This window comes from Actinacidiphila polyblastidii, from assembly GCF_036353415.1.
Classification (GTDB): domain Bacteria; phylum Actinomycetota; class Actinomycetes; order Streptomycetales; family Streptomycetaceae; genus Actinacidiphila; species Actinacidiphila polyblastidii.
The window spans coordinates 1-21713 of record NZ_JAZEWV010000032.1; the positions used below are offsets into that span (position 1 = coordinate 1).

The 21713-nt window shown below is 73.7% G+C and carries 18 protein-coding genes; 12 read left to right on the forward strand and 6 right to left on the reverse strand.

What is annotated here, in order from left to right:
• Positions 1–39 precede the first annotated feature (39 nt).
• Entirely contained in the window at positions 40–960 is a 921-nt protein-coding gene (locus V2S66_RS27070; protein ID WP_330799317.1) for a helix-turn-helix transcriptional regulator, read from the reverse strand.
• Between the two features lie 997 nt (positions 961–1957).
• Between V2S66_RS27070 and V2S66_RS27075 the strand changes: the two genes are divergently transcribed.
• On the forward strand, positions 1958–2548 hold the full coding sequence (locus V2S66_RS27075) for a hypothetical protein (protein WP_330799318.1): 591 nt from the start codon (positions 1958–1960) through the stop codon (positions 2546–2548).
• A 130-nt stretch (positions 2549–2678) separates the two neighbouring features.
• Here the strand turns inward: V2S66_RS27075 and V2S66_RS27080 are convergent, their stop codons facing one another.
• The gene (locus V2S66_RS27080) at positions 2679–3122 is read right to left on the reverse strand and encodes a cell division protein SepF (RefSeq protein WP_330799320.1); all 444 of its coding nucleotides are present in this window, start codon (positions 3120–3122) and stop codon (positions 2679–2681) included.
• 304 nt (positions 3123–3426) lie between these two features.
• On the opposite strand from V2S66_RS27080, the gene V2S66_RS27085 reads away from it, so the two are divergent.
• The 5 genes from V2S66_RS27085 (at position 3427) to V2S66_RS27105 (ending at position 9288) form a co-directional block, all read left to right on the forward strand.
• Positions 3427–4656 carry a DUF5685 family protein gene (locus tag V2S66_RS27085; RefSeq protein ID WP_330799321.1) on the forward strand — a complete coding sequence of 410 codons (1230 nt, stop codon included), beginning with the start codon at positions 3427–3429 and terminating at the stop codon, positions 4654–4656.
• A gap of 636 nt (positions 4657–5292) precedes the next feature.
• Positions 5293–6492: an LLM class flavin-dependent oxidoreductase gene (locus tag V2S66_RS27090; RefSeq protein ID WP_330799322.1), complete on the forward strand. Its 1200-nt coding sequence runs from the start codon at positions 5293–5295 to the stop codon at positions 6490–6492.
• Positions 6489–7295, forward strand: coding sequence for an LLM class flavin-dependent oxidoreductase (locus V2S66_RS27095; RefSeq protein ID WP_330799323.1), 807 nt, complete (start codon positions 6489–6491; stop codon positions 7293–7295). The genes V2S66_RS27090 and V2S66_RS27095 overlap by 4 nt, the downstream gene beginning before the upstream one ends.
• Positions 7292–8044: a DUF1684 domain-containing protein gene (locus tag V2S66_RS27100; protein ID WP_330799324.1), complete on the forward strand. Its 753-nt coding sequence runs from the start codon at positions 7292–7294 to the stop codon at positions 8042–8044. The genes V2S66_RS27095 and V2S66_RS27100 overlap by 4 nt, the downstream gene beginning before the upstream one ends.
• Positions 8045–8463: 419 nt before the next feature.
• The gene (locus V2S66_RS27105; RefSeq protein ID WP_413966490.1) at positions 8464–9288 is read left to right on the forward strand and encodes a S1 family peptidase; all 825 of its coding nucleotides are present in this window, start codon (positions 8464–8466) and stop codon (positions 9286–9288) included.
• A gap of 133 nt (positions 9289–9421) precedes the next feature.
• Here V2S66_RS27105 and V2S66_RS27110 read toward each other — a convergent pair whose 3' ends face one another.
• Positions 9422–9883 carry a PPOX class F420-dependent oxidoreductase gene (locus V2S66_RS27110; RefSeq protein ID WP_330799328.1) on the reverse strand — a complete coding sequence of 154 codons (462 nt, stop codon included), beginning with the start codon at positions 9881–9883 and terminating at the stop codon, positions 9422–9424.
• Between the two features lie 660 nt (positions 9884–10543).
• Positions 10544–11170, reverse strand: coding sequence for a 2'-5' RNA ligase family protein (locus tag V2S66_RS27115; RefSeq protein WP_330799329.1), 627 nt, complete (start codon positions 11168–11170; stop codon positions 10544–10546).
• A gap of 219 nt (positions 11171–11389) precedes the next feature.
• Between V2S66_RS27115 and V2S66_RS27120 the strand changes: the two genes are divergently transcribed.
• From V2S66_RS27120 to V2S66_RS27135, 4 genes are all read left to right on the forward strand, one after another.
• A complete protein-coding gene (locus V2S66_RS27120) occupies positions 11390–14917 on the forward strand; it encodes a PHP domain-containing protein (protein WP_330799330.1) in 3528 nt (1175 codons plus the stop codon).
• Between the two features lie 258 nt (positions 14918–15175).
• Complete coding sequence (locus V2S66_RS27125) at positions 15176–16030, forward strand: esterase/lipase family protein (RefSeq protein WP_330799331.1); 855 nt, start codon at positions 15176–15178, stop codon at positions 16028–16030.
• 61 nt (positions 16031–16091) lie between these two features.
• Positions 16092–17231 (forward strand): methyltransferase domain-containing protein, encoded by a 1140-nt coding sequence (locus V2S66_RS27130; RefSeq protein ID WP_330799332.1) that lies wholly within the window; start codon positions 16092–16094, stop codon positions 17229–17231.
• The gene (locus V2S66_RS27135; protein WP_330799333.1) at positions 17228–17605 is read left to right on the forward strand and encodes a GntR family transcriptional regulator; all 378 of its coding nucleotides are present in this window, start codon (positions 17228–17230) and stop codon (positions 17603–17605) included. Before V2S66_RS27130 ends, V2S66_RS27135 begins: the two co-directional genes overlap by 4 nt.
• An 82-nt stretch (positions 17606–17687) precedes the next feature.
• On the opposite strand, the gene V2S66_RS27140 is transcribed toward V2S66_RS27135, so the two are convergent.
• Positions 17688–18803, reverse strand: a complete 1116-nt coding sequence (locus tag V2S66_RS27140; RefSeq protein ID WP_330799334.1) for a DUF5925 domain-containing protein — start codon at positions 18801–18803, stop codon at positions 17688–17690.
• 294 nt (positions 18804–19097) lie between these two features.
• Between V2S66_RS27140 and V2S66_RS27145 the strand changes: the two genes are divergently transcribed.
• Complete coding sequence (locus V2S66_RS27145; RefSeq protein ID WP_330799335.1) at positions 19098–19892, forward strand: SGNH/GDSL hydrolase family protein; 795 nt, start codon at positions 19098–19100, stop codon at positions 19890–19892.
• Between the two features lie 169 nt (positions 19893–20061).
• Positions 20062–20325, forward strand: coding sequence for a hypothetical protein (locus V2S66_RS27150; RefSeq protein WP_330799336.1), 264 nt, complete (start codon positions 20062–20064; stop codon positions 20323–20325).
• A gap of 126 nt (positions 20326–20451) precedes the next feature.
• Here the strand turns inward: V2S66_RS27150 and V2S66_RS27155 are convergent, their stop codons facing one another.
• Positions 20452–21711: a type ISP restriction/modification enzyme gene (locus V2S66_RS27155; protein ID WP_330799337.1), complete on the reverse strand. Its 1260-nt coding sequence runs from the start codon at positions 21709–21711 to the stop codon at positions 20452–20454.
• Between the last annotated feature and the right edge of the window lie 2 nt (positions 21712–21713).

Below are 21713 nucleotides of genomic sequence, written 5' to 3' on the forward strand. Positions count from 1 at the left end.
ACGGCTCGGTGCGACCGGGCTTAGGCCATGGATGACCGACTATGCAGTTGCTCCGATATCAAATGCCATTGTTTGCCTGTGTCGAACACGTGGCACTTCCGGTGGCGCGGCATCTTCGGCGACGAATGTTGCCGAAGGCGTTTCGCGCACGAGATCCATCCATTCCCACACGCTGATACCGTGAGGAACGAGTACGATTTCTTGTGGCCCCAGATCCTCGATCGAAAAAAGAACACCCACGATGGCCTCATCTGTTGCAGTGACTAGCACTACATCTCGATGTTGGTCCGCGATAAACCTCATCACGTCATGGGCAGATTCGTGCGGTGCGGCTATCGCGAGAATATGCTGATTCGCTGCGCTTTTCTCCAGCGGAAGGCCCGTTACGAATTCTGAGAAGCTAACTATATGCTCCTCAAGTGCCTCAACAACTGATTTCCTGGCTGCATCGTATCCTTCGGCGTTACTCGACCTGAAGGAGAAGTTGAGGCTGTTCGATAGAACGAAGTCGATCTGTGTCATTTCCTTGCGGCTAGGATAGGCCAAGCCATCATCAAGGCCATGCTGCCGTAGCCAGGCATTCACCTCAGTCCAGAGCCACACATGCCCTCTGCCGATAGCCCCTTCTGGTGCGGGAAACGGCTCGTGATCAGCCAGCCGAGTACCCTGAACCCACTGATGTACGTTTTGTCGCGAGCGCTCGGTTCTCTCGGCGATCTCCTGGATGCCGACTAGATCCCGGTCCAGCCGGAGCAGTCGCAGGCCGGGGACCAGGCCGCGTACGGCCTGTGCCAGTGCGAGCGCTGCTTCAACGGCGGTGTCGCCAGAGCTGGCGACGCTCAGGAGGTTCTGACCGCCGGCACGTGCGAGCATGGCGTCAAGTTGGTCTTCGAGGCGACTGACTGCTGTGTCGTCGTCGACAGTCCTCCCGTCCACGACGAACGTGAACTCATAGTCCATGTGGATGCCCCCTGTGTCGGTTGCTAGCATGCCCGACCCGTTGACAGTCGTCAACACTTAACGTGTGTCATATCGGGACAAACGGCAAATCCTGAAGGGGGATCTCACTCGCGCGGCCTTCCGGTCAGACTCCTGTTCGGGTCATCAGGAGGAAGCGGACAGCGCTGCGCGAAGCGACCGATACGCTTCACGGCTGCCCCTTCGTTTTTTGGCGTCGAAGGGACCGGGATGGTTGTACAGGCCGTGTCGCACGGGCAGTAGAGGCGAGCCCCGTGACCCTCCTTGTGGAGAGTCCACCCAACCTTGATCAGCTTCTCTACTGCCTTGCGAACGTCTTTGTACTGGATGTCTGAAGCGGAAAGGATCTTGCCGACCATCAGCCAACCTCCAGACAACAAGGAGGCTGAAGCAGCCAAACGTAGACAGTCTGCGATCGGACCCGCAACCAGCCATCGGCGACGCCGGGTATCGAGCTATCGTTCCTAGGTGCCACGGGAGGGTGCTTCTCCTCTTGTGCCGGCCTCGTCGCGGGACCGCCACCCCCGAGGCAAATTTCTTCCGTGTCGAAGTAGTCACTCTCCGGCACTAGGCCAAGATACCCCCAACGGGCGATCATGCGCACACACGATGTAGCGGCGCATTTGATGATCATTGCTGATCGGACACTCGAAGGGGGACATCTCCGTCCTGACTGGGCGCCAGGTTGACCAACTACGCTAGCCGATCCCACTGACACTCGCGCGCGCTCCCCTGAACGAACTTCTCACCTCGACCTGTTGCTGGTCGCCCTGAAGGAGAACCAAGGGCTTCTGACTACGTGGCATCAGGTCTGGTCGTAGGCGGCGTAGGCGTGCCTTGACGTGTGGCGCCGGGATGCAGCTCGATGCAGGACGCTGGCCACGGGGCGGCCGATTCCTACCCAACCTGTGCACGCCCGCGAACCTGGCGCTGGCATGCTGGCAGGTCCGAGTATCGGACCGCGACCCCAGGGGACAACGTGATCGTGAACCGGCGTATCGGCAGCAGCAAGCCCGATGAGCACGACGAGTTAGAGCAGCACATCACAGACCGGCTCAACGCTCCGCTCGACTGGCCCGGCGATGGTGGTCTTACCATCAGCCACGTTGCCAGGGTCGCCGCCGCCGCTAGCTGTGACACCGCCTACAGCCAGGCTGCCAACGGCCATCTCATCGACCTGTTCGCAGCCCTTCCCCTACCGGGAACTGCGGAGGGAGAGAGCTTCTGGCAGCGCATCGGCGACGCCGGGGGTGACGCTGCCTTGAACATCGATCCCGTCAACATGGGCGGCCCGTTCTTCGACCGCATACGCGACGGCAACGAGGGCGGCATCGCCTCCCGCGTCCTCACCTTTCTAGAGGAACTGTCGCCCTCCCGACGTGAGGCTGTGGCCGAGGTCATCGGCTCGGTTCTCGACCACGGCACTCTCGGCGTCAGTGGCCGGTACGGGGGTGAGCTGTGGCTTCGAGACGCGGAGATGACCGCATGGCACGTCGCTCTCGCCGGCCGGCGAGCGTTCGAAACGCCACCGGACCGCGCGCGATTCTTCGACGCGTGGCGGCGAGCCTGACGGCTGCGCTGGGCCGTCTGTGGGCCGTACGGGGTTGCCCAACGATGACCAACGACCACCAATGACAACCGCCCCCGCGCAGGTCAGCGCGGGGGCGGTCACGTGGAGAGCAGGTCGGTCATCACTGGCATCAGTTCTGGTTGAAGAAGCCGTCGCCGCCGCGGCGGGCGTCGGCGTTCATCACCGAGTAGTCCGCCGGCGTCAGCAGGAAGACCCGGGTGGCCACGCGCTCGATGGAGCCGCGCAGACCGAAGGTGAGGCCGGCCGCGAAGTCGACCACGCGCTTGGCGTCGGCCGGCTCCATGCCGGTGAGGTTGACGATCACCGGCACGCCCTCGCGGAACAGCTCGCCGATGCCGCGTGCGTCCCGGAAACCGTCCGGCGTCACCGTGGCGATCCGGCGCCCCTGTTCATGCGCCGACTCGGTGGCGACCCGTACGCGCGGGTCGGTCACCCACGTGTCGGCACGCTCCGAGCCTTCGCCGTAGTCGGCGTACTCCTCGTCGTAGTAACCCTCGCCGCCGTTGTCGTCGACGAGGCCCAGCCAGGCACTCGCCCGTCGAACCGAACCCATGGACGCCTCCTCTCTCGCACGCGGTCGTACCGTCCGCTCATACCTATGGTCGTCCATGATGTGGATGTTGTGCCAAGCGGATTGCCGCCAAGAAGGCGACTTGTGACGGTACTGGCACACACGATAGTGGCGCACCGTCAGGCCGCGTCAGGTGTATGCGACGTGACAGTCCGATGGGAACGCTCTCCACTTCCGGGTGATTCGCAGGGCCGTACGGCGGTACCCTGCTCCTTCCCTGCCCCGCGTCACCGGGCCGATAACATGACCGGCGGTCAAAAAGCCGAGTCCAACGGGGGAGCGGGCGATGTTCGGGATCATCAGGCCGTGCCGGCACCGGATGTCGGAGGGGATGGCCGCGGCGTGGCTCGCCCACCTCTGCGGGTTGTGCCTGGCACTGCGCGACGGCCATGGACAGTTCGCGCGCGTCGCGACCAACTACGACGGCCTGATCGTCTCCGTGCTCGTCGAGGCGCAGTCCGCGCCGTCGGACGAGCGGCGGCGCACCGCGGGGCCGTGCCCGCTGCGCGGGATGCGGACCGCGCCGGTGGCCATGGGGGAGGGCGCACGGCTGGCGGCGGCCGTCTCGCTGGTGCTCGCCTCCGCCAAGGTCCGCGACCATGTCGAGGACGCCGACGGGCCCTTCGCCCGCCGCCCGGTCGCCGCCGCGGCCCGCACCGTCGCCCGCCGCTGGGACCGGGCCGGCGCGAGGACCGGCGCGGGGCTCGGCTTCGACACCGCGCTGCTGCTCGACGCGGTCGGCCGGCAGAGCGGCATCGAGGCGGCGACGGGCCCCGGCGCCCCGCTGCTCGGGGTCACCGAGCCCACCGAGACCGCGACGGCCGCCGCCTTCGCGCACACCGCGGTGCTCACCGGGCGCCCCGCCAACCGGGCCGCACTGGAGGAGGCGGGACGCCTCTTCGGCCGGCTCGCCCACCTGCTCGACGCCGTCGAGGACCTGTCCGAGAACACCCGCAGCGGCGCGTGGAACCCGCTCACCGCCACCGGGACGGATCTCGCCGAGGCCCGCCGGCTGTGCGACGACGCGCTGCACGGCGTGCGCCTCGCGCTGCGTGACGTGGAGTACGCCGACCACGCGGCCGGCCGGCTGGCGCACGTGCTGCTCGTCCACGAGCTGGGCCGGTCGGTGGATCGGGCGTTCGGGACGGAGCGCTGCGCGCACCAGGGCGGCGGGAATCCTTACCAGGGGAGCCCCTACGCGCCCGGCGGTCCGGGGCAGAGCCCGTACGGTCCGGGGCCGGGCCCGTACGGGCCCGGACAGCCCGGTGGGTTTCCGCCGCCGCCGGAGCCCCCGCGCAGGCGCGGGCTGCTCGCCGGATGCCTGGTCTACGCGGGCCTGTGCTGCACCTGCCGGCTGTGCTGCACCGACCACGACGACGCGTGGAGCGGGCAGCGGCGCGAGGCGTGGTGCAGCAGCTGCGACGGCTGTGACGGGTGCGGGGACTGCTGCGACTGCTGCCAGTGCTGTGGGAGTTGCGGGGACTGCGACTGCTGCGACTGCGGGTGCGACTGCTGAACCCGGCGGGCCGGGGTGGTGCCGAGGGAGGTGCCGGCCGGTGCGGACGGCGGGTGCAGGCTGCGGTGAAAGCGGGTGCGGGCGGGGCCCGAGCGACCGGATCGGCGAGTGCGGAGCGCCTGGCGGCGGTCGGGAGGCGCGGGCCGGCGGTGCGCGGGATCGGAGATCCCGGCCGGCGTCAGCGCCTGGTCAGTGGCGACGACACGAGGACGACCACACCCGACCGAAGTCGATGTGGTCGCGGGTGACCAGCCGGCAGCTGCGCATGACCCCAGTCCAGCAGCCGTGTGGCGGGTGCGTCAACCGCGCATGGACGCGGTGTCCACCTGTCGGACGTGCTTGACAGAGGGTGACGGCGTCGGCTTAGCCTCATGTCAAGGCCCCAGCGGCCCGGCCGCGTTGAGGGACGCGGCGGCTGTGCGGTGAAGGCGGTATCCGCCTCGTCCGCTGCCGCGCGCCCTGGGTGCGCGTTTCTGGAGCGTCCGCATGCCTGCCGAACTGTCGCCCCCGCCGCCTTCCTCCGCTCCGCGCCCGCCCGCGCGCTCCGCTTCCGCCGCCCGGCCTGCTGCCTCCGCGCGACTGCCCTCGCAGCGCGGGCCGCTGCCGCCGTCGCAGCGACTGCCGCCGGAGCCGCCGGTGCCGGCGGAGCCCTCGGAGCAGCAGCGCCGGCCGCTGCCGGCGGCCCGCCGGCCGGCTCCGCACCGGCCTGCCGGAACCCTGCACCTGGCCGCGGTGATCGACGCGCGTGAGCCGACCGCCGACGTGGCGCAGCGGTGCACGGAGACGGCGCTGCTCGCCGAACGCGGCGGGCTGGACTTCGTGGTGGTGGACAGCGGCGCCGACGCGGTGCCCGACGCGGTCGCCCTGCCCGCGCGACTGGCCTCGGTCACCGACCGGATCGGCGTGCTGCCGCTGTTGCCGCTGCCGGCCCTGGCACCGCAGGACCCGGCGCGCGCGCTGGCGACGCTGGACTGGGTGAGCCACGGGCGCGGCGGCTGGGCGGTGGTGGGCCCTCCGGCAACCGCCGGCCCCGGATCGGGGCTCCGGCGCGGGTCCGGGCTCCGCCGCGGGACGGCGACCGGTCGCGGGTCGGTCCGCGCGACCGCGACCGGGCCGGACGCCGAGCCGGCGCCGCCGCGGGCGGCCGACGTGGCGGCGGCCGTCGCCGCGGTGACCGCGGCCTGGGACGAGGGCGCGGCGGTGGACGGGGCACGCGCCCCCCAGGGCAGACCGGTGGTCGCGGTGCATGCCGCCGCCTGGTCGGGCGAGGGCCGGCAGGTGGCGGCACAGCACGCCGACATCGTCCTCGTCCGGGCGGCGGCGGCCGAAGAGGCCGCGGCCGAACGTGCCGCACTGCGGGACCTCGCGGCGGCGGCCGGGCGCGACCCGGACCGGCTGCTGGTCCTCGCCGACCTCGCGATCGACCTCTGCGGCGGCGAACTCGGCCAGGAACCCGGCGCCGACGTCGCCCCGGCCGACGACGGCGCGGGCGGCGTCGTCTTCCGCGGCGGCCCGGTCGACCTGGCGGAACTCGTCGTGCGCTGGCGGGAGTCCGGCGCGGTCGACGGCTTCCTGGTCAGGCCGCTGGACCCCCGCCGCGACCTGGAGCGCTTCGTCAACGGCACGGTCGCGCTGCTCCAGCACCGGGGGCTGTTCCGGACCTTCCACCCGGGCGCCACGCTGCGCGAGCACCTCGGGCTGCACCGCCCGGCGCAGCGCCACCCCGCGCCCGGTCCCGGGCACGGTCCTGCGCAGACCCTTCCCGTGCAGAGCCGGATCGCGTCTCCTGGCGGCGCCGCCGGGATCGCGGTGGCGGACGGGACGGCCGTCTCATGAGCGCGCGACGCCGCACGATGAGCCTCGCCGTGGAGCTGCCCGGCCGCGGTCTGCCGGGGCCGCCGCCGGACTTCGCCGCATACGCCCGGCTGGCCGGCGCCGCCGAGCGCGGCCTGTTCGACTTCGTCCTGCTGACGGACGGCCCGGACCCCGAGCACGGTGACGCGCACGCGCACGCACAGCCGCACGCCGACGGCCGCGCCGCCTGGCCGCATCCCTTCGCGCTGCCCGGCGGCAGTCCCGAACCGGTCACCGTGCTCAACGCGCTCGCCGCCGTCACCACACGCATCGGCCTCGCCGCACTGCCCTCGCCCGGCCGCGAACCGTACGGACTGGCCCGCGGGATCGCCGCGCTGGACCGGCTGAGCGGCGGGCGCGCGGCCGGACCGGTGGCCGCCGGGGCGGTCCCGCGGGCCGGCACGCACGGGCGTCCCGTGACGATCCGCGAGGCGGGGCCGGAGGACGTCGCCGAAGGGGCGGACGTGGTGGTCGGGCGGCCGGGGCAGTCCGTACGCCCCGGTGTGAAGCTGCTGGCGCGCCTCGACCTCGACCTCACCCTCGCCGAGCCGGCCGCGCCGCAGACGCTCGCGGAACGCCTCGACGCCCCCGTGCAGTCCGGCGTCGTGGACGGCTACGTCCTGCTGCCCGAGCCGGCGCCCGCCGGCCGCGGCCTGGACGCATTCGTCGACCTTGTGGTGCCGCTCCTCCAGAGGCGCGGATCGTTGCGCACCGCCTATCGCGGTACGACCCTGCGGGAGCATCTCGGGCTCCCCCCGACCGGTGTGAAAGGCTTGAGGACATGAGTGCACCAGCAGTTGATCAGGCGATATCCGACTGGGAGCAGTGGCGGGAGCGCCGCCGCGCGTCGGTCTCCGCAGCCGCCGGGCCGCTGGCCCTGACCGGCACCCACTGGCTGGAGGACCTCGCGGACGGGGTGGCGCCGGGGCTGCCGGGCCGCTGGCTGGCGGAGAACGGCGCCGTCGTCCACGAAGCGGACGGCGTCCGCACGGCGCTGGAGACCGAGGGCGGTCCGCTGTCCCTCGCCGACGGGCGTACGGTGCGGGCGATCTCCCGTGACGGACAGCTCGCCGTCCGGGTCTGGGACCCGGCCTCGGCCGCCCGGACCTCCTTCGCCGGGATCGACGTCTTCGCCCACGACGAGCGGTGGGCGGTCCCCGGGATCTTCCGCCCGTACGCCGCCACACGCTCGGTCCTGGTGCCCAACGCCGACGGCCGCGAGCGCGGCCTCGGACTCGGCGGTGAGCTGACCTTCACCGCGGACGGGGTCGAGCACACCCTGTCCGTCGCCGTGGAGGACGACGGCCGGCTGTGGGCGGTGGTCGCGGACGGGACCAGCGGGAAGTCCACCTTCCGGTTCCGCTTCCTGTACACCCCGGCGCCCGCCGCGGACGGCTCGGTGACCGTGGACCTGAACCGCACCCAACTGCCGCCGTGCGCCTTCGCCGACGCATTCATCTGCCCCTTCCCGCCACCCGGCAACACCCTGCCGTACCCGCTCACGGCGGGAGAGCGCGCGGTTCTCACCAGCTGAGACGGCGTCACCACCATGCGCCTCGGCTGTCCTTCGGGCGGCCGGGGCGCTGTTGTGCGTCGGCCGCCGGGCCGGAAAGCCCTCTTGTGTGTTTCCTGTGAGGTCTGAATACTCTCCTGCGTACTTGTCAGGCACATGATGCGTTCGTTAATCGGTGTGGTTATGACAGTGCATCGACAAGTGCAGGACCAGGTCCCCCTCCACCCCCACAGGAGGAACGAGTGAAGTCCCGTCGTCTCCCGCTGATCGCGGTCACCTCCGGCCTGCTGGCCGCCACCGCGTTCGCCCTCCCCTCCGCTTCCGCCGCTCCCACGGCGAAGGCCACTCCCGAGGCCGCCGCGTCCGTCGCCGCCCACCTGGGCGCGGACAGCACGGCAGGCACCTACTACGACGCCGGCAGCAGGACCACCGTCGTCAACGTGACCACCCAGGCCGCGGCCGACGCCGCACGCTCAGCCGGCGTCACCCCGCGTCTGGTCGCCCACAGCACCGCCCAGCTGCTCAAGGCCGGCGACGCCACCAGGACCGCCGACATCGCCGGCAGCGCCTGGTCGGTCGACCCGCGCTCCGACACCCTCGAGGTCAACGTCGACAGCCGGGTCGGCGCCGCCCAGCTCGCCCAGCTGAAGAAGGCCACCGCCGCCTACGGAGACGCGGTGCACGTCACCCGGGTCTCCGGAACCTTCAGCAAGCTGCTCTCCGGCGGCGACGCGATCTACACCGACAGCTGGCGCTGCTCGGTGGGATTCAACGTCCGCAGCGGCAGCACCTACTACTTCCTCACCGCCGGCCACTGCACCCAGGGCTACCCGGACTACTACACCAGCTCCAACGCCTACATCGGCCCGACGGTCGGCACCAGCTTCCCCGGAAACGACTACGGCATCGTCCGCTACGACTCCACCGTCGCCCATGACGGCACCGTCGGCAGCCAGGACATCACCAGCGCCGCCAACGCCTTCGTCGGCGAGTCGGTCAAGCGGCGCGGCTCCACCACCGGCATCCACAGCGGCACCGTCCAGGCGCTCAACTCCACCGTCAACTACGGCAACGGCGAGGTCGTCTCCGGCCTCATCAAGACCAACGTCTGCGCCGAGCCCGGCGACAGCGGCGGCTCCCTCTACGACGGCACCAAGGCCATCGGCCTGACCTCCGGCGGCAGCGGCAACTGCACGTCCGGCGGCACGACCTACTTCCAGCCCGTGACCGAGGCGCTGAGCGCCTACGGGGTCAGCGTCTTCTGACCGCTGACGCCCCGCCCGCCGCGGGCCCGACCCGGGCCCGCGGCGGGCGGGGACGCGAACACGTCCCTCCGGCGTCCCGGCCGTCCCTGCTCGGCCGGGGCGCCGTCCGCGCTCCCGGTGCGCCGCCTCCGCGTCAGTCCAGCGGACCGCTCGTGGCGCCCTGGGGACCCGAGCCGTACGCCCGGTCGGCGCGCAGCTTGATCACCAGCCGGCCGTCGGCGACCATCGCCGCCCGGTACTCGTCCCAGTCCGGGTGCTCGCCGGCGATCGCCCGGTAGACCTCTATGAGCTCCTCCACCGTGGCGTCCTGCGGATCGGCGGCCACCGGCGTCAGCTCCGCATCCCCCTCGGCGACCAGGTAGGCGCGGTTGTTGGCGGCGCCGATGTAGAAACTGGCCCGCGGGTCCCGGCGCAGATTGCGGGTCTTGACCCGGTCGTCGGTGGCCGAGATGCGGATGGTGCGCGTCGCGTCGTCGTAGGTGAAGGAGACGTTCGACAGCTGCGGCCTGCCGTCCTTCTTCAGTGTGGCGAGCACTCCGACGCCGCCCTGCCGCAGCAGGTCGAGCAGTGCTTCGGTGGCGGGGCTCTGGCTCATGATCGCTCCTGGGATTTTCGGTGGCCGACCGCGGTGGCGGCCCGATGACGGTCGTGGGGTGACTGCTTGTGCAGGGAAGAACGCTGCGTGTGCGCGCCGTGTTCCGAACTCCGCACGGATGCGCCCAGGTTCACTCCGGCGGGTGATCCGGCTCGGCGCGGGGGACGCCACGACGCTGCCGCCCACGCCGATCGTCCCCGCCCGTGCGGGGCGCCGCCGGCGTCGTGCGGCTCCCCGACCTGCGCCGCGAGCCGGCGCCTTACCTCCGCCCCCAGCTCGGGTGCGACCCACAACTCCGCGCCAAGGAAGACCTTTTCGGCGTCCGGCGTCCGGCGTCCGGCGCGCGGCGTCCGGCGCGCGGCAACGGCGCTCGCGGGTGCCGCGGTTGGCCCGCACCTCCGCCGGCTGGCGGGGGCGTGCGGGGCGCCCGGTCCGCGGGCGAGTTCGGCCGCCGTCGCGGCCGCCGCCGCCCTCGCCGCGGTCCAGAGGCGCACCCGGCCCGAGCTGGTCGGGCGGACTGCCGGCGCGGCGGCGCGGCCGGCGCCGGGCTGTGGCGCTCCTCGGCTACCGGCTACCGGCTACCGGCCGGAGGCCGCAGGCCGTCGCCGTCGGCGGCGTGGGCCTGACGACCGCTGCCTCCTGCTGCTGCGACGTCAGGACTCAGCGACCGGTGGGCGCCGGGCCGCTGCTGGCGGAGCCGCTGGCGCTGTCCCCGGCCGCCTCGACGGCGGCCCCGAGGCCCCCGGGCTCCCCGCCGAGGAGGAAGGTCTCCCGCAGTTGCCAGCGAAGGCCGTCGTGGACCACCAGGGAGGCCTCGGTGACCCGGCTGTGCAACGGCAGCCCCGGCGCGAGTGCGCGCGCCAGCGCCTCGTAGGTCTCCTGCGGCTGCCCGCCCGCGATCGTCAGGTGCGGCACCGGTTCGAACCGGCCTCCGTACGCCGGCGCCTGCGGCCAGCCGGCCTCGACCGCCGCGGTGAGCGCGCGCAGCGGCCGGTCCGGCTCAGGGGCCAGCCAGAGCAGATCGGGGAAGCGGCCGAACCCCGCGAAGTCCAGCTCGAAGGGCTGGTGCCCGGCGAACAGCGCGCGCAGCGCGGCCCGCACGCCGTCGTCGACCTGGTCGGCCGGCAGGAACGGGTACAGCACCGTCACATGCGCGGGCACCCCCGCGGCGGCCGCCGGGTCGTACTGCCCGCGCGCTCCGGCGACCAGCGGGTCCGCCTCGGGAACCATGGCCACGAGCGCCGTCGAACCGGCCGTCCACTGCTGCTGCTCCACCCCGTCGCCCATGCCCCGCATGCTGCCAGCCCCGCGCCCGGCCGCGCCATCCCACCCCGCACGGCACGACGTCCGGCGTCCGCCGCGAGGTGCGGACGCCGGCGTATCCCCGCAGGTCCGGCCGGTGGGCCGAGATGATGCGGCAATCGTACGGACGTTCGATATCTGGTCTAGGGTGGCGGTCGAGTGGAGGGGCATGGTTGTCCCGCGTGGGCGCTGCAGGAGGCACGAGTGGGCGGTGGCGGCTTCACCCACCTCCATGCCGTGTCCGGGTTCTCGCTGCGGTACGGGGCCGGGCACGCGGCGCGGCTGGCGGAGCGCGCGGCGGAACGCGGCATGGCGGCCCTGGCGCTCACCGACCGGGACACGGTCGCCGGAGCGGTGCGCTTCGCCAAGGCGTGCGAGCGGGCCGGGGTGCGGCCGGTCTTCGGTGCGGGACTGGCCGTGCCGTCCTACGACGCCCTGCCGACCGGGCCGACCGGGCCTGGCGGGGGAGTGGCTGCGCCCGGTGGGCCCGGCGGCGGGTTCGTCGGGGAGAGCGCCCCGCGGGCGGTCTTCCTGGCGAGGAACGGGACCGGATGGGCCGCCCTGTGCCGGATGATCTCCGCAGCCCACCGCGCCACCACGCCCTACGCCCACCTCACCTCCCGCGACCGGTTCGCCCCCGCCCCCGGCCCCGCCACCGGGACCGCGGACCCGGTGCGGCCCGGCGCCCCGGGGCCGCGCCTGGAGCGGGACGACCTGACCGGCGACGGCCTGTACGTGCTGCTCGGACCGGACTCCGAGGTCGGCCGCGCTCTGGCGGCGGGACGCCCGGACCGCGCCGCCCGGCTGCTCGCGCCCTGGCGGGAGATCTACGGCGGCGCGCTGCGGCTGGAGGCCGTCTGCCACCACGGGCGCGGCGAAGGGCCCGGCTCGCTGCGGCTCGCGGCCCGTACCGTCGGCTTCGCGGCGCAGCAGGGCGTCACCGCGGTGCTCAGCAACGCGGTGCGCTACCCCGACCCCGGCCTCGGCGCCGTCGCCGACCTGCTGGACGCCGCCCGCCTGCGGGCCCCCGTGGACGCCCGCAGGCCCGGCCGGCCGGACGGCGGCGAGCGCTGGCTCAAGGGCGCGGCCGCCATGGCCGCGATCGCCGAACGGATCGCCGAGGCCGCGGGCGAGGGGCGGTCCGGGGCGCACCGGCTGCTGCGGGCCACCGAGGAGACCGCCGACTGCGCCGTGGACCCGCGCCGCGACCTGGGCATCGGCCGCCCGCGCTTCCCCGACTCCGCCGTCCTCGCGGGCGGCGGCGAGCGCTCCGCCGACCGTGAGCTGCACTCCCGCTGCGCCGCGGGCCTGGTGCGCGGGGGCCACGAGCGCGAGGCCCGGTACTGGCGGCGGCTGGAGGAGGAGCTGGACACCGTCCGCAGGCTGCAGTTCGCCCCGTACTTCCTCACCGTGGGCCGCGTCGTCGGCGACGTGAGGGCGACGGGGGTACGGGTGGCGGCCCGCGGCGCGGCCGCCGGGTCGCTCGTCAACCACCTGCTGGGGATCACCGCGGTCGACCCCCTCGAACACGGCCTGCTGATGGAGCGGTTCCTGTCCGTCCACCGCGGGGAGCTGCCCGACCTCGACCTCGACGTGGAGTCCGCCCGGCGGGCCGAGGTCCTCGCGGCGATCGTCGGGCGCTTCGGCGCGCGGCGGGTCGCCGCGGTGGCCCGGCACGAGACCTACCGGGTGCGGCACGCGATCAGGGACGCGGGCGCCGCGCTCGGCATCCACCCGGCGACCGTCGACCGGCTGGCGAAGTCCTTCCCGCAGATCCGGGCCGAGGAGGCCCGCGCCGCGCTCGCCGGACTCCCCCAACTGCGCGCCCTCTGCGCCGAGCAGCCCGGCCGCCTCTGGGAGCTGGTGGAGGCGCTGGACGGGCTGCCGCGCGGCGTCGGCGCGCACCCGTCCGCCGTGCTGCTGTCCGACGCGACGCTGCTCGACCGCACCCCGGTGCTGCCTGCCGGCGGCGCGGGGCTGCCGGTCTCGCAGTTCGACGCGCAGGACGCGGCCGACCTCAAGCTGCTCAGACTCGGCGTCATAGGCGCTCCGGCGCAGTCCGCGATGGCCTACGCGGTCCGGGAGATCGGCCGCGCCACCGGCGAACGCATCGACCTCGACGACCCCGCGCAGGTCCCGCGGGACGACCCCGCGACGTACGAACTGATCCGCTCCGCAGGAGCGCTGGGCTGCTTCCGGATCGGCTCCCCGGGCCGGCGCGACCAGGCCGCGCGGCTGCGGCCCGACGGCTTCCGCGAGCTGGTGGTGGACATCGCGCTGCTGCGCCCGGGACCCGTCGCCGCCGCCATGGCGCACCGCCTCGTCGAGGCCCGGCGGCGCCCCACGGCGGGCCGCCACCCGGGCCGGGACCTGGAGGAGGCGCTCCGGGAGACCAACGGCGTGGTGGTCTTCCACGAGCAGGTGATCCGGATCCTCGACGGGGCGACCGGCTGCGGACCCGCGGTGGCCGAGGAGCAGCGGCGCGCCCTGTCCGACCCCCGGCGGCAGGGCGGCGTGAGGGCCTGGTTCGGCGTCAGGGCGGGGGAGCACGGCCACCGCCCCGAGGAGGTCCGGCGCGCCTGGGAGAGCCTCAGCGCCGTCGGCGGCCAGGGGTTCTGCAAGGCCCACGCCGTCGCCTCCGCGGTGGCCGCCCACCAGTCGGCCTGGCTCAAGGCGCACCGTCCCGCCGCCTTCTACGCCGGCCTGCTCGCCCACGACCCGGGCCCGTACCCCAAGCGGCTGCTGCTGGCTGACGCGCGGCGGCGCGGGGTGCCGGTGCTGGCGCCGGACGTCAACCGGTCCGACGCCACCTGCCGGATCGAACGCGCGTCAGGGAGGTGGGGTCTGCGGCTGGGACTCGCCGACATCCATGCCGATGCCGATGCCGATATCGAGGTCGGCGTGGGGGGTGCCGGTGCCGGTGCCGGTATCGGCGCGGCGGAGACCGCGCGCCTGGTGGCGGGCCGCCCGTACTCCTCGCTGGAGGACCTCTGGACGCGGGCCCGTCCCGGACGGCTGGTCGCGGAACGGCTGGCGCGCGCCGGCGCGCTGGACCGCTTCGGCGGCGACCGCGCTGAGCTGCTGTTGCGGATCGCCGAACTCTACGGCAGGGGACGGCCGGTCGGCGCCCGCAGGGACCGGCTCCCGGCCGCTCTGGAGGGGGGTGCGCGTTCGGGCGCCGAGCAGGCGCCGGCGGGCCTCGGTGCCCCGGACGCCTCCTGGCGGCTGACGCAGGACCACCACGCCTTCCTGGCCGAGCTGGGCGCCGTCCCCGCACGGTCCCTGGGCACGGTGCGGCACGGGCGGAGCGTGCTGGTCGCCGGGGCCAGGGGAGCCGTCCAGCTCCCGTCGGCCGACTCCGGCCGCCCGGCCATCGTCAGCACCCTCGACGACGGCACCGGGCTGGTGGACTGCGCGTTCTCCGGCGAGGCCCGGGCGGCGGCCGCGCACACGGTCGCCTCCTCCCTCCTGGTACTGGTACGCGGCGTGGTCCAGCGGCGCGGGCCGCAGAGCGTCAGCGTGGCCGGCGCCGCCGCCTGGGACCTCGCCGGACTCCTCGAACTGCGCCGCGCCGGCGGCCTGGAGGCCGTCGCGGAACGCCTCGCGGAGTCCTCTGGGGGCGCCGCCGGGGCGGACGGGCGGAGGAACCGGGGCGGCCCCGAGCGCCGGGAGGGCGGGCGCGGCGTCGGCGGCCGCAGACTGTGGCACGCCGGCCCGGGGAGTGCGGGGTGAGCGCCCACCAGGGCGCCGAAGGCGTCACCGACCGGGCGCGGCGACACCGCGCACCGCGAACGCCGGTGCGGGCAGGCGTTCGTGCGGCCCTAGCAGCGGTGTGCGACAACGGCGCGACTTTTTACTCACGCGTAACTAGCCAGCGGCTTCCTACTCGTGCGTAACTTGTCATGAGCCCACCATGAGTGATCCGGATCACAGGGTGTGAGCGTGGCGTGGCCTCGTCCACGTCCCCAATCCGACCTGCGAGGAGATCACATGAAGCTGCCCTGGCGAAGGCTCCTGGCCGCGTTCTCGCTGGCGACCGCGATGGCGGTCGTCCCCACCGCCGCGGCGTCCGCGCACGCCGCGCCGACCAGCGGCTGGAACGACTTCTCCTGCCGCCCGTCCGCCCAGCACCCCCGCGCGGTCGTCCTGGTGCACGGCACCTTCGCCAACGGCACCGACAACTGGCTCGACTTCGCGCCCTACCTGGTCGCCCGCGGCTACTGCGTCTTCTCGTTCGACTACGGCATGCTGCCCGGCGAGACGCTGATCGGCGGACTCGGGCCGATCGCGGACTCCGCACAGCAGCTCTCGGACTTCACCGACCGGGTGCTCGCCGCCACGCAGACCGCCAAGGTCGACATCGTCGGGCACTCGCAGGGCGGCATGATGCCGCGGTACTACCTGAAGTTCCTCGGAGGCGCCGCCAAGGTGAACGCGCTGGTCGCACTGGCGCCGGACAACCACGGCACGACGCTCGACGGGCTGACCCGGCTCGTCCCGTACTTCCCGGGCGCGGCCGAGTTCCTGCAGGCCGATCTGCCCGGTCTGGCCGACCAGATGGCGGGCTCCGCCTTCCAACGCACCCTCAACGCGGGCGGCGACACCGTCCCCGGAGTGCACTACACGGTGATCTCGACGGTGTACGACGAGGTCGTCACGCCGTATACGACGCAGGCCCTCTCGGGGCCCGGCGTGCACAACGTGCTGCTGCAGAACCTGTGCCCCGCCGACGTCTCCGAGCACGTGCTCATCGGCCTGACCGACCACATCGCCTTCCATGAGGCGGCGAACGCACTCGATCCCGCGCACGCCACCCCGACCACCTGTCTGTCCGCGCTCAGTTAGCCCCGCGACCTGCGGCGAGCGGCGGCCCGGGGTTGTCGGTGGCTGGTGGCAGAGTCGTGCCATGGACACCGAGAACCGCGCCTTCTGGGACGCCGCAGCCGAACACTTCGACGACGAGCCGGACCACGGTCTGCGCGACCCGCGGGTGCGCGACGCGTGGGCGGCGCGGCTGCGGTCCTGGCTGCCGGGGGCGCCGTCCGAGGTGCTCGACCTCGGCTGCGGCACCGGCAGCCTCGCGCTGCTCGCCGCCGCGGACGGCCACCGGGTCACCGGCGTCGACCTGTCCCAGGAGATGGTCGCGCGGGCCCGGAGGAAGCTGTCGGACGCCGGCCTCGCCGCCGGCGCCCGCCTGCTCGTCGGCGACGCGGCGCGGCCCCCGGTCGCCGAGCGCCGGTACGACGTGGTGCTGGCCCGGCACCTGCTGTGGACGCTCCCCGACCCGGCGGCCGTCCTGCGGCGATGGGTCCGGCTGCTGCGGCCGGGCGGACGGCTGGTGCTGGTCGAAGGACGCTGGGGCGCCGTCAGCCCGGTCGGCATCACCGCCGACGCACTGGCGGAGCTGGCCGCCCCGCTCGGCGGCGCCGTCCGGATCGAACAGCTCGGCGCAGTCCGCGAACTGTGGGGCCGTGCGGTCGACGACGAGCGGTACGTCGCGGTGGTCCACCCCGCCGCCCCGCGCCGGCACGCCGAGATCGTCGACGTCCACCTGCTGCTGGTGCGCGGCGCCGAGGTGCTGCTCGCGCGGCGGGCGAACACCGGATACGCCGACGGCCTGCTGCACGCCCCCTCCGGCCACCTGGAGGACGGCGAGGACGTCAGGGCCGCGATGGTCAGGGAAGCCCGCGAGGAGATCGGGCTGGACCTGGCGCCCGAGGACCTGGAGGCCGTGCTGGTGATGCAGCACCGCGCCCCCGACGCACAGGCCAGGATCGGCTGGTTCTTCCTCGCCCGGCAGGCCGAGGGCGCCCCGCAGCCCGTCAACGCGGAACCCGCCAAGTGCTCGGGGATCGGCTGGTATCCGCTGGACGCCCTGCCCGAGGACCTGGTCGCCTACTGCCGCGCGGGCCTGGACGCCTACCGCGCGGGGCACCGCTTCCTGCTCCACCTGCACGAGCGCGGAGACGCCGTCGCCCACGATCCGGCCGGGCCCGACCGGGCGGTGCCGCTGGCACCCCCGGCTGTGCCAGGATCCGGGATATGAGCCTGAAGATCACCATCGATCCGGCCGCGGCCACCGCCCCCTACGAGCAGCTGCGCGGCCAGATCGCGGAGGAGGCCAGGGCCGGCCGCCTCCCGGTCAACTACAAGCTGCCCACGGTGCGGGGCCTCGCCCAGGAGCTCGGGCTCGCCGCCAACACGGTGGCCAAGGCCTACCGGGCGCTGGAGGCGGACGGCGTGATCGAGACCCGCGGCCGGCACGGCACGTACATCGCGGCGGGCGACGCGCGCGCCCGCGAGGTCGCGGCGGTCGCCACCGCCTACGTGGAGCGCACCCGCCGCCTCGGCCTGGACCGGGACGCGACCAGGGCCGCGGTGGACGAGGCGCTGCGCGCGGCGTACGGCGACCGGTCCTGAGGCCGCCCGCCGGCGCCTGACGGCTTCGCGCACGCTCGCGCGCGAAGCCGTCAGGCGCCGCGGGGCACGCGCCCGCGCCCGGTCAGAGGTACAGGCCGTCCTGGGACTGGGAGGGCAGCTGCGGGGAGGCGCCGGCGCCGCGCCGCAGGGCGTACAGCTCGGCGAGGGTGGCGCCCTCGCGGCCGATCCCGTCGGAGGTGCCGAGCCAGGCGGTCGCCTCGTCGCGCGACAGCGGGCCGACCTCGATACGGGCCAGGCAGCGCCCGGGGCGGACCACGGCCGGATGCAGGCGCTCCAGATCCTCGTTGGTCGTGATGCCGACCAGGACGTTCCGCCCCTGGCCGAGCAGGCCGTCGGTGAGGTTGAGCAGCCGCGACAGCGCCTGCCCGGTCTGGTGCTTGGCCTGACCGCGGATCAGCTCGTCGCAGTCCTCGAGCAGCAGCAGCCGCCAGCGGCCGCCGGCCGAGTCGTCCTCGCCGATGGCGATGTCCATCAGGTAGCCGACGTCGTTGAAGAGCCGTTCCGGGTCGAGCACGCAGTCGACCTGGCACCAGTCCCGCCAGGAGCGGGCCAGGGTGCGCAGCGCCGAGGTCTTGCCGGTGCCGGGCGGGCCGTGCAGGAGCAGCAGCCGCCCGGTGATGTCGTCGGCGGTGAGCTTCATCAGGCCGTCCATCGCGTCGGCGACCGGCGCGGTGTAGTTGCCCCGCAGCTCCTCCCAGGTGGCGGCGGAGATCTGCCGCGTGGTGCGGTGCGGGCCGCGGCGCGGCGAGACGTACCAGAAGCCCATGCTGACGTTCTCGGGCTGCGGCTCCGGCTCGTCCTCGGCGTCCTCCACCGCGGACTTCAGCACCTGCTCGGCGAGTTCGTCGGAGACCGCGGCGACGGTGACGTCGGCGCCCCGGTTCCAGCGCGAGATCAGCACGGTCCAGCCGTCGCCCTCGGCGAGGAGGGCGCGGCGGTCCTTGTCCCGTGCCTGGCGGAGCACCGAGGCCCCGGGTGGCAGCAGCGAGAGCCCCGTCTTGACGCTGTCCAGCGAGGCGCCGCGTGCGTAGGGCTGCTCGCCGGAGGCGAACCGGCCGAGGAAGAGCGCGTCGACGACGTCCGAAGGGGAGTCGCTGTCGTCCAGGCGGACGTGGATCGGGACGGCCAGGTGCGGATCCGTGACGTGCCTCCTCTGGTGTGCGGGTGGCGCGGACATACGGCACATGATCCGGCAAGGCGCCGGATTCGCCCACCTCTTTTCCGAACAAGGCGCCGCTGCACCGGTATCGGCGGCAGGGAATCGGCCCTTCCCCATGACGCGCCGGAAGAATCCGCCCGAATGGGTTGATTCGTTTGCGCACCGCGCGGATAGCTACTCTCTGTAATCGTTCGGACATCTCCCCGTTCCTCCCCCTCTTCCTCCCCGCTCGTCCGCACCTCGACCACCTCTCGCCCGAACAGGTCGTGCGAAGAGCATTTCTGACGACCGTTCCGCCCAAGGAAAAGCGACATGAGAACACCTCGATTCATCGCCGTGGCGATCGCGCCGCTGCTCGCCGCGCTGCTCGCCCTCCTCGGCGCGGCCCCCGCACACTCCGCGGGGCCGCGGTACGTCGCCCTCGGCGACTCGTACTCCGCCGGCCTCGGCGCCGGAAGCTACGACGCCGCCAGCGGCGCCTGCAAGCGCAGCACCAAGGCGTACCCGGCGCTGTGGGCGGCCGCGCACGCGCCGTCCGCGTTCGACTTCACCGCCTGCTCAGGCGCCACCACCACGGACGTGACGGACAGCCAGCTCGGGCCGGTCGACGCGGCCACCGGACTGGTCAGCGTCACGGTGGGGGGCAACGACGCGGAGTTCTCCGACGTGATGACGACCTGCGTGCTCTCCTCCCAGGCCGCCTGCCTGGACCGGGTCGCCACGGCGAGGACCTTCATCGACGGCACCCTCCCCGGCCTGCTGGACCACACCTACGACGCGATCCGCGCCAAGGGGCCGCACGCCCATGTGGTGGTGCTCGGATATCCGCGCGTCTACCAGGTGCCCGGCGACTGCGTGCTCGGTCTGAGCGACGCCTCGCGCAAGGCGATCGACGCCGCGGCCGACGACCTCGACGACGTCCTGGCCAAGCGCGCCGCCGACCACGGCTTCACCTTCGCCGACGTGCGGAGCGCCTTCTCGGCGCACGAGCTGTGCTCGCCTTCCCCGTGGCTGCATTCGGTCACCCTGCCGGTCGACGAGTCGTACCACCCGACCGCCACGGGCCAGTCGCACGGATATCTGCTTCCGTTCACCGGTGCCGCCTGAGCTGGACGAAGCCGTTCCATGGCATGCTCTGCGTGCCGTCACATCGTCAACGGCCTTGCGAAAAAGGTGAATCCGGCGTCCGAGGCGGGCAGAGGATGCGCACGTGACCTGGCGGGGCGATAGGGTTAACCTGCCCGAGCCGGGTGCCCTCGTAAGGGTGGGGAGTGTCATGGAACAGATAGCGATGCCGAGCAGGGCGCGAGTGCCTGCCATCAACTGCGGTACGAGCGCGTCCAGTGCGCGGCTCGACCGGCACCTCTCGGTGCTGGCCGGCCCCGCCGTGCCTCAGCGCGAAGCCGAGGAGGCGACCCTGCTGATGCGGGAGCTGACCTCGCGCAACACCGCGCACACCAAGGCCAACCGGGGCGCCCGCGTCTCGCTCTTCGCTCCGCTGAGGAGGCTGCGCCGGTCCCTGTTCGGCAACCACGGCTGACCGGCCAGGGGCGCCGCTCGCCCCCACCCGGCCGTACCCGGGCGCCCGCCCGGGAGTTCCTGCGTCCCCACCCGTCCGTGTCCGCCGCGGCCGCCCCTCCCCAGCGGCCCGTCGGCCCGGCCACTCTTACAGCAGGGCGAACTGCCCGTCCGGTCCCTCTTCGTGGTATTCCAGCACGGAGGCGGGCCGGCGTCTGGCCGCGGGCACCGGCAGCACCCCGGCGGCCCGCAGATCCGCCGCGCCCGGTACCGCGGACGCGGCGGACCCCGCAGGACCCGAGGACGCCGCCAGCCGTTCGCCGAATGCGGCCGTCTCGATCCGCAGCTCCGCCAGCAGCGTCAGGACGCTGATGAGTTCGAGGAGTTCGGAGGTCACCGCCCGGGTCCAGGACGGCGGGCAGAGCGCTTCGAGCGTGCCCGGCGCGGCCGCCGCGGTCCGCTTCTCGTACCACTGCCCCAGCACGGGCGCGCCGCCCGCGGTGAGCTGCCACGCCGCCTCGGAGACCGGCGAGACCTGGCCCTCCCCGATGTGCAGCACCTGCTCCTGCGGGTCGAACCGAGGCCCCTCGCCGGGCGGCGCCGCGGGCAGCGGCGCCCGCACGTAGGGACGGCTGCCGCCGGGCAGCCGCAGCCGGGCGGCGTCCCGGCCGGCCTCGGGGTCCGCGAACCGGGCGCCCCTGCTGTGCAGCCACACCGACCGCGCGCCCAGCGCGAGGCCCTCCCGCCACACCTCGGGACCGTCCGGCAGCGGGACGACGCAGCCGCGGCGGCCGGGCCTGGCCGCCGCCGCGATCCACGCCAGGACGTCGAGCGGCGTCACCTCGACACCGAGCCGTCCGGACAGCCACCGCGTGAGTCCGGGCGCGAGATTGGGTTCGAGGCCGCCGGGCTGCCGGAACAGCGGGCGTATCAGGGACGGACGCCCGCCCGGGGAGCGGCCGTCGGGCAGCAGCGCGCTGAACGCCAGCGCCGGCTCGGGGAGTTCCGGCTGGTGGGCGCGCTCGATCACGAAGACCTGCTGCCCGTCGGCGACCCGCCACAGCTCGGGCCGGGCGGTGTCGATGAGCCGGTGGTCGGGGATCAGCCACTGCTGGTCGAACGGCCCGTGCCGCACCCGTACCGGCTCCGGGCAGGGCCCGTCCTCGCGGGCCAGCGCGGTGGTCGGCGTGCGGTGGCCGGGCAGCTGCGCCACCGGGGTGTACGGGCCGCGGGCACGGGTGGGGTGCATCAGCGCCGCACGGGCGGCGTCGTCCGGCGCCGCGGTGAGCCGCGCCCAACGGGCCTTCAGGCAGGCCGGTTCCGGTGCCATCGGCCAGCCGCGGCCGAGCCGCATCGGGCGCACGGACCATGGCATCAGATCGTGCAGCAAAGGCGCGTCGTCGCTCACCG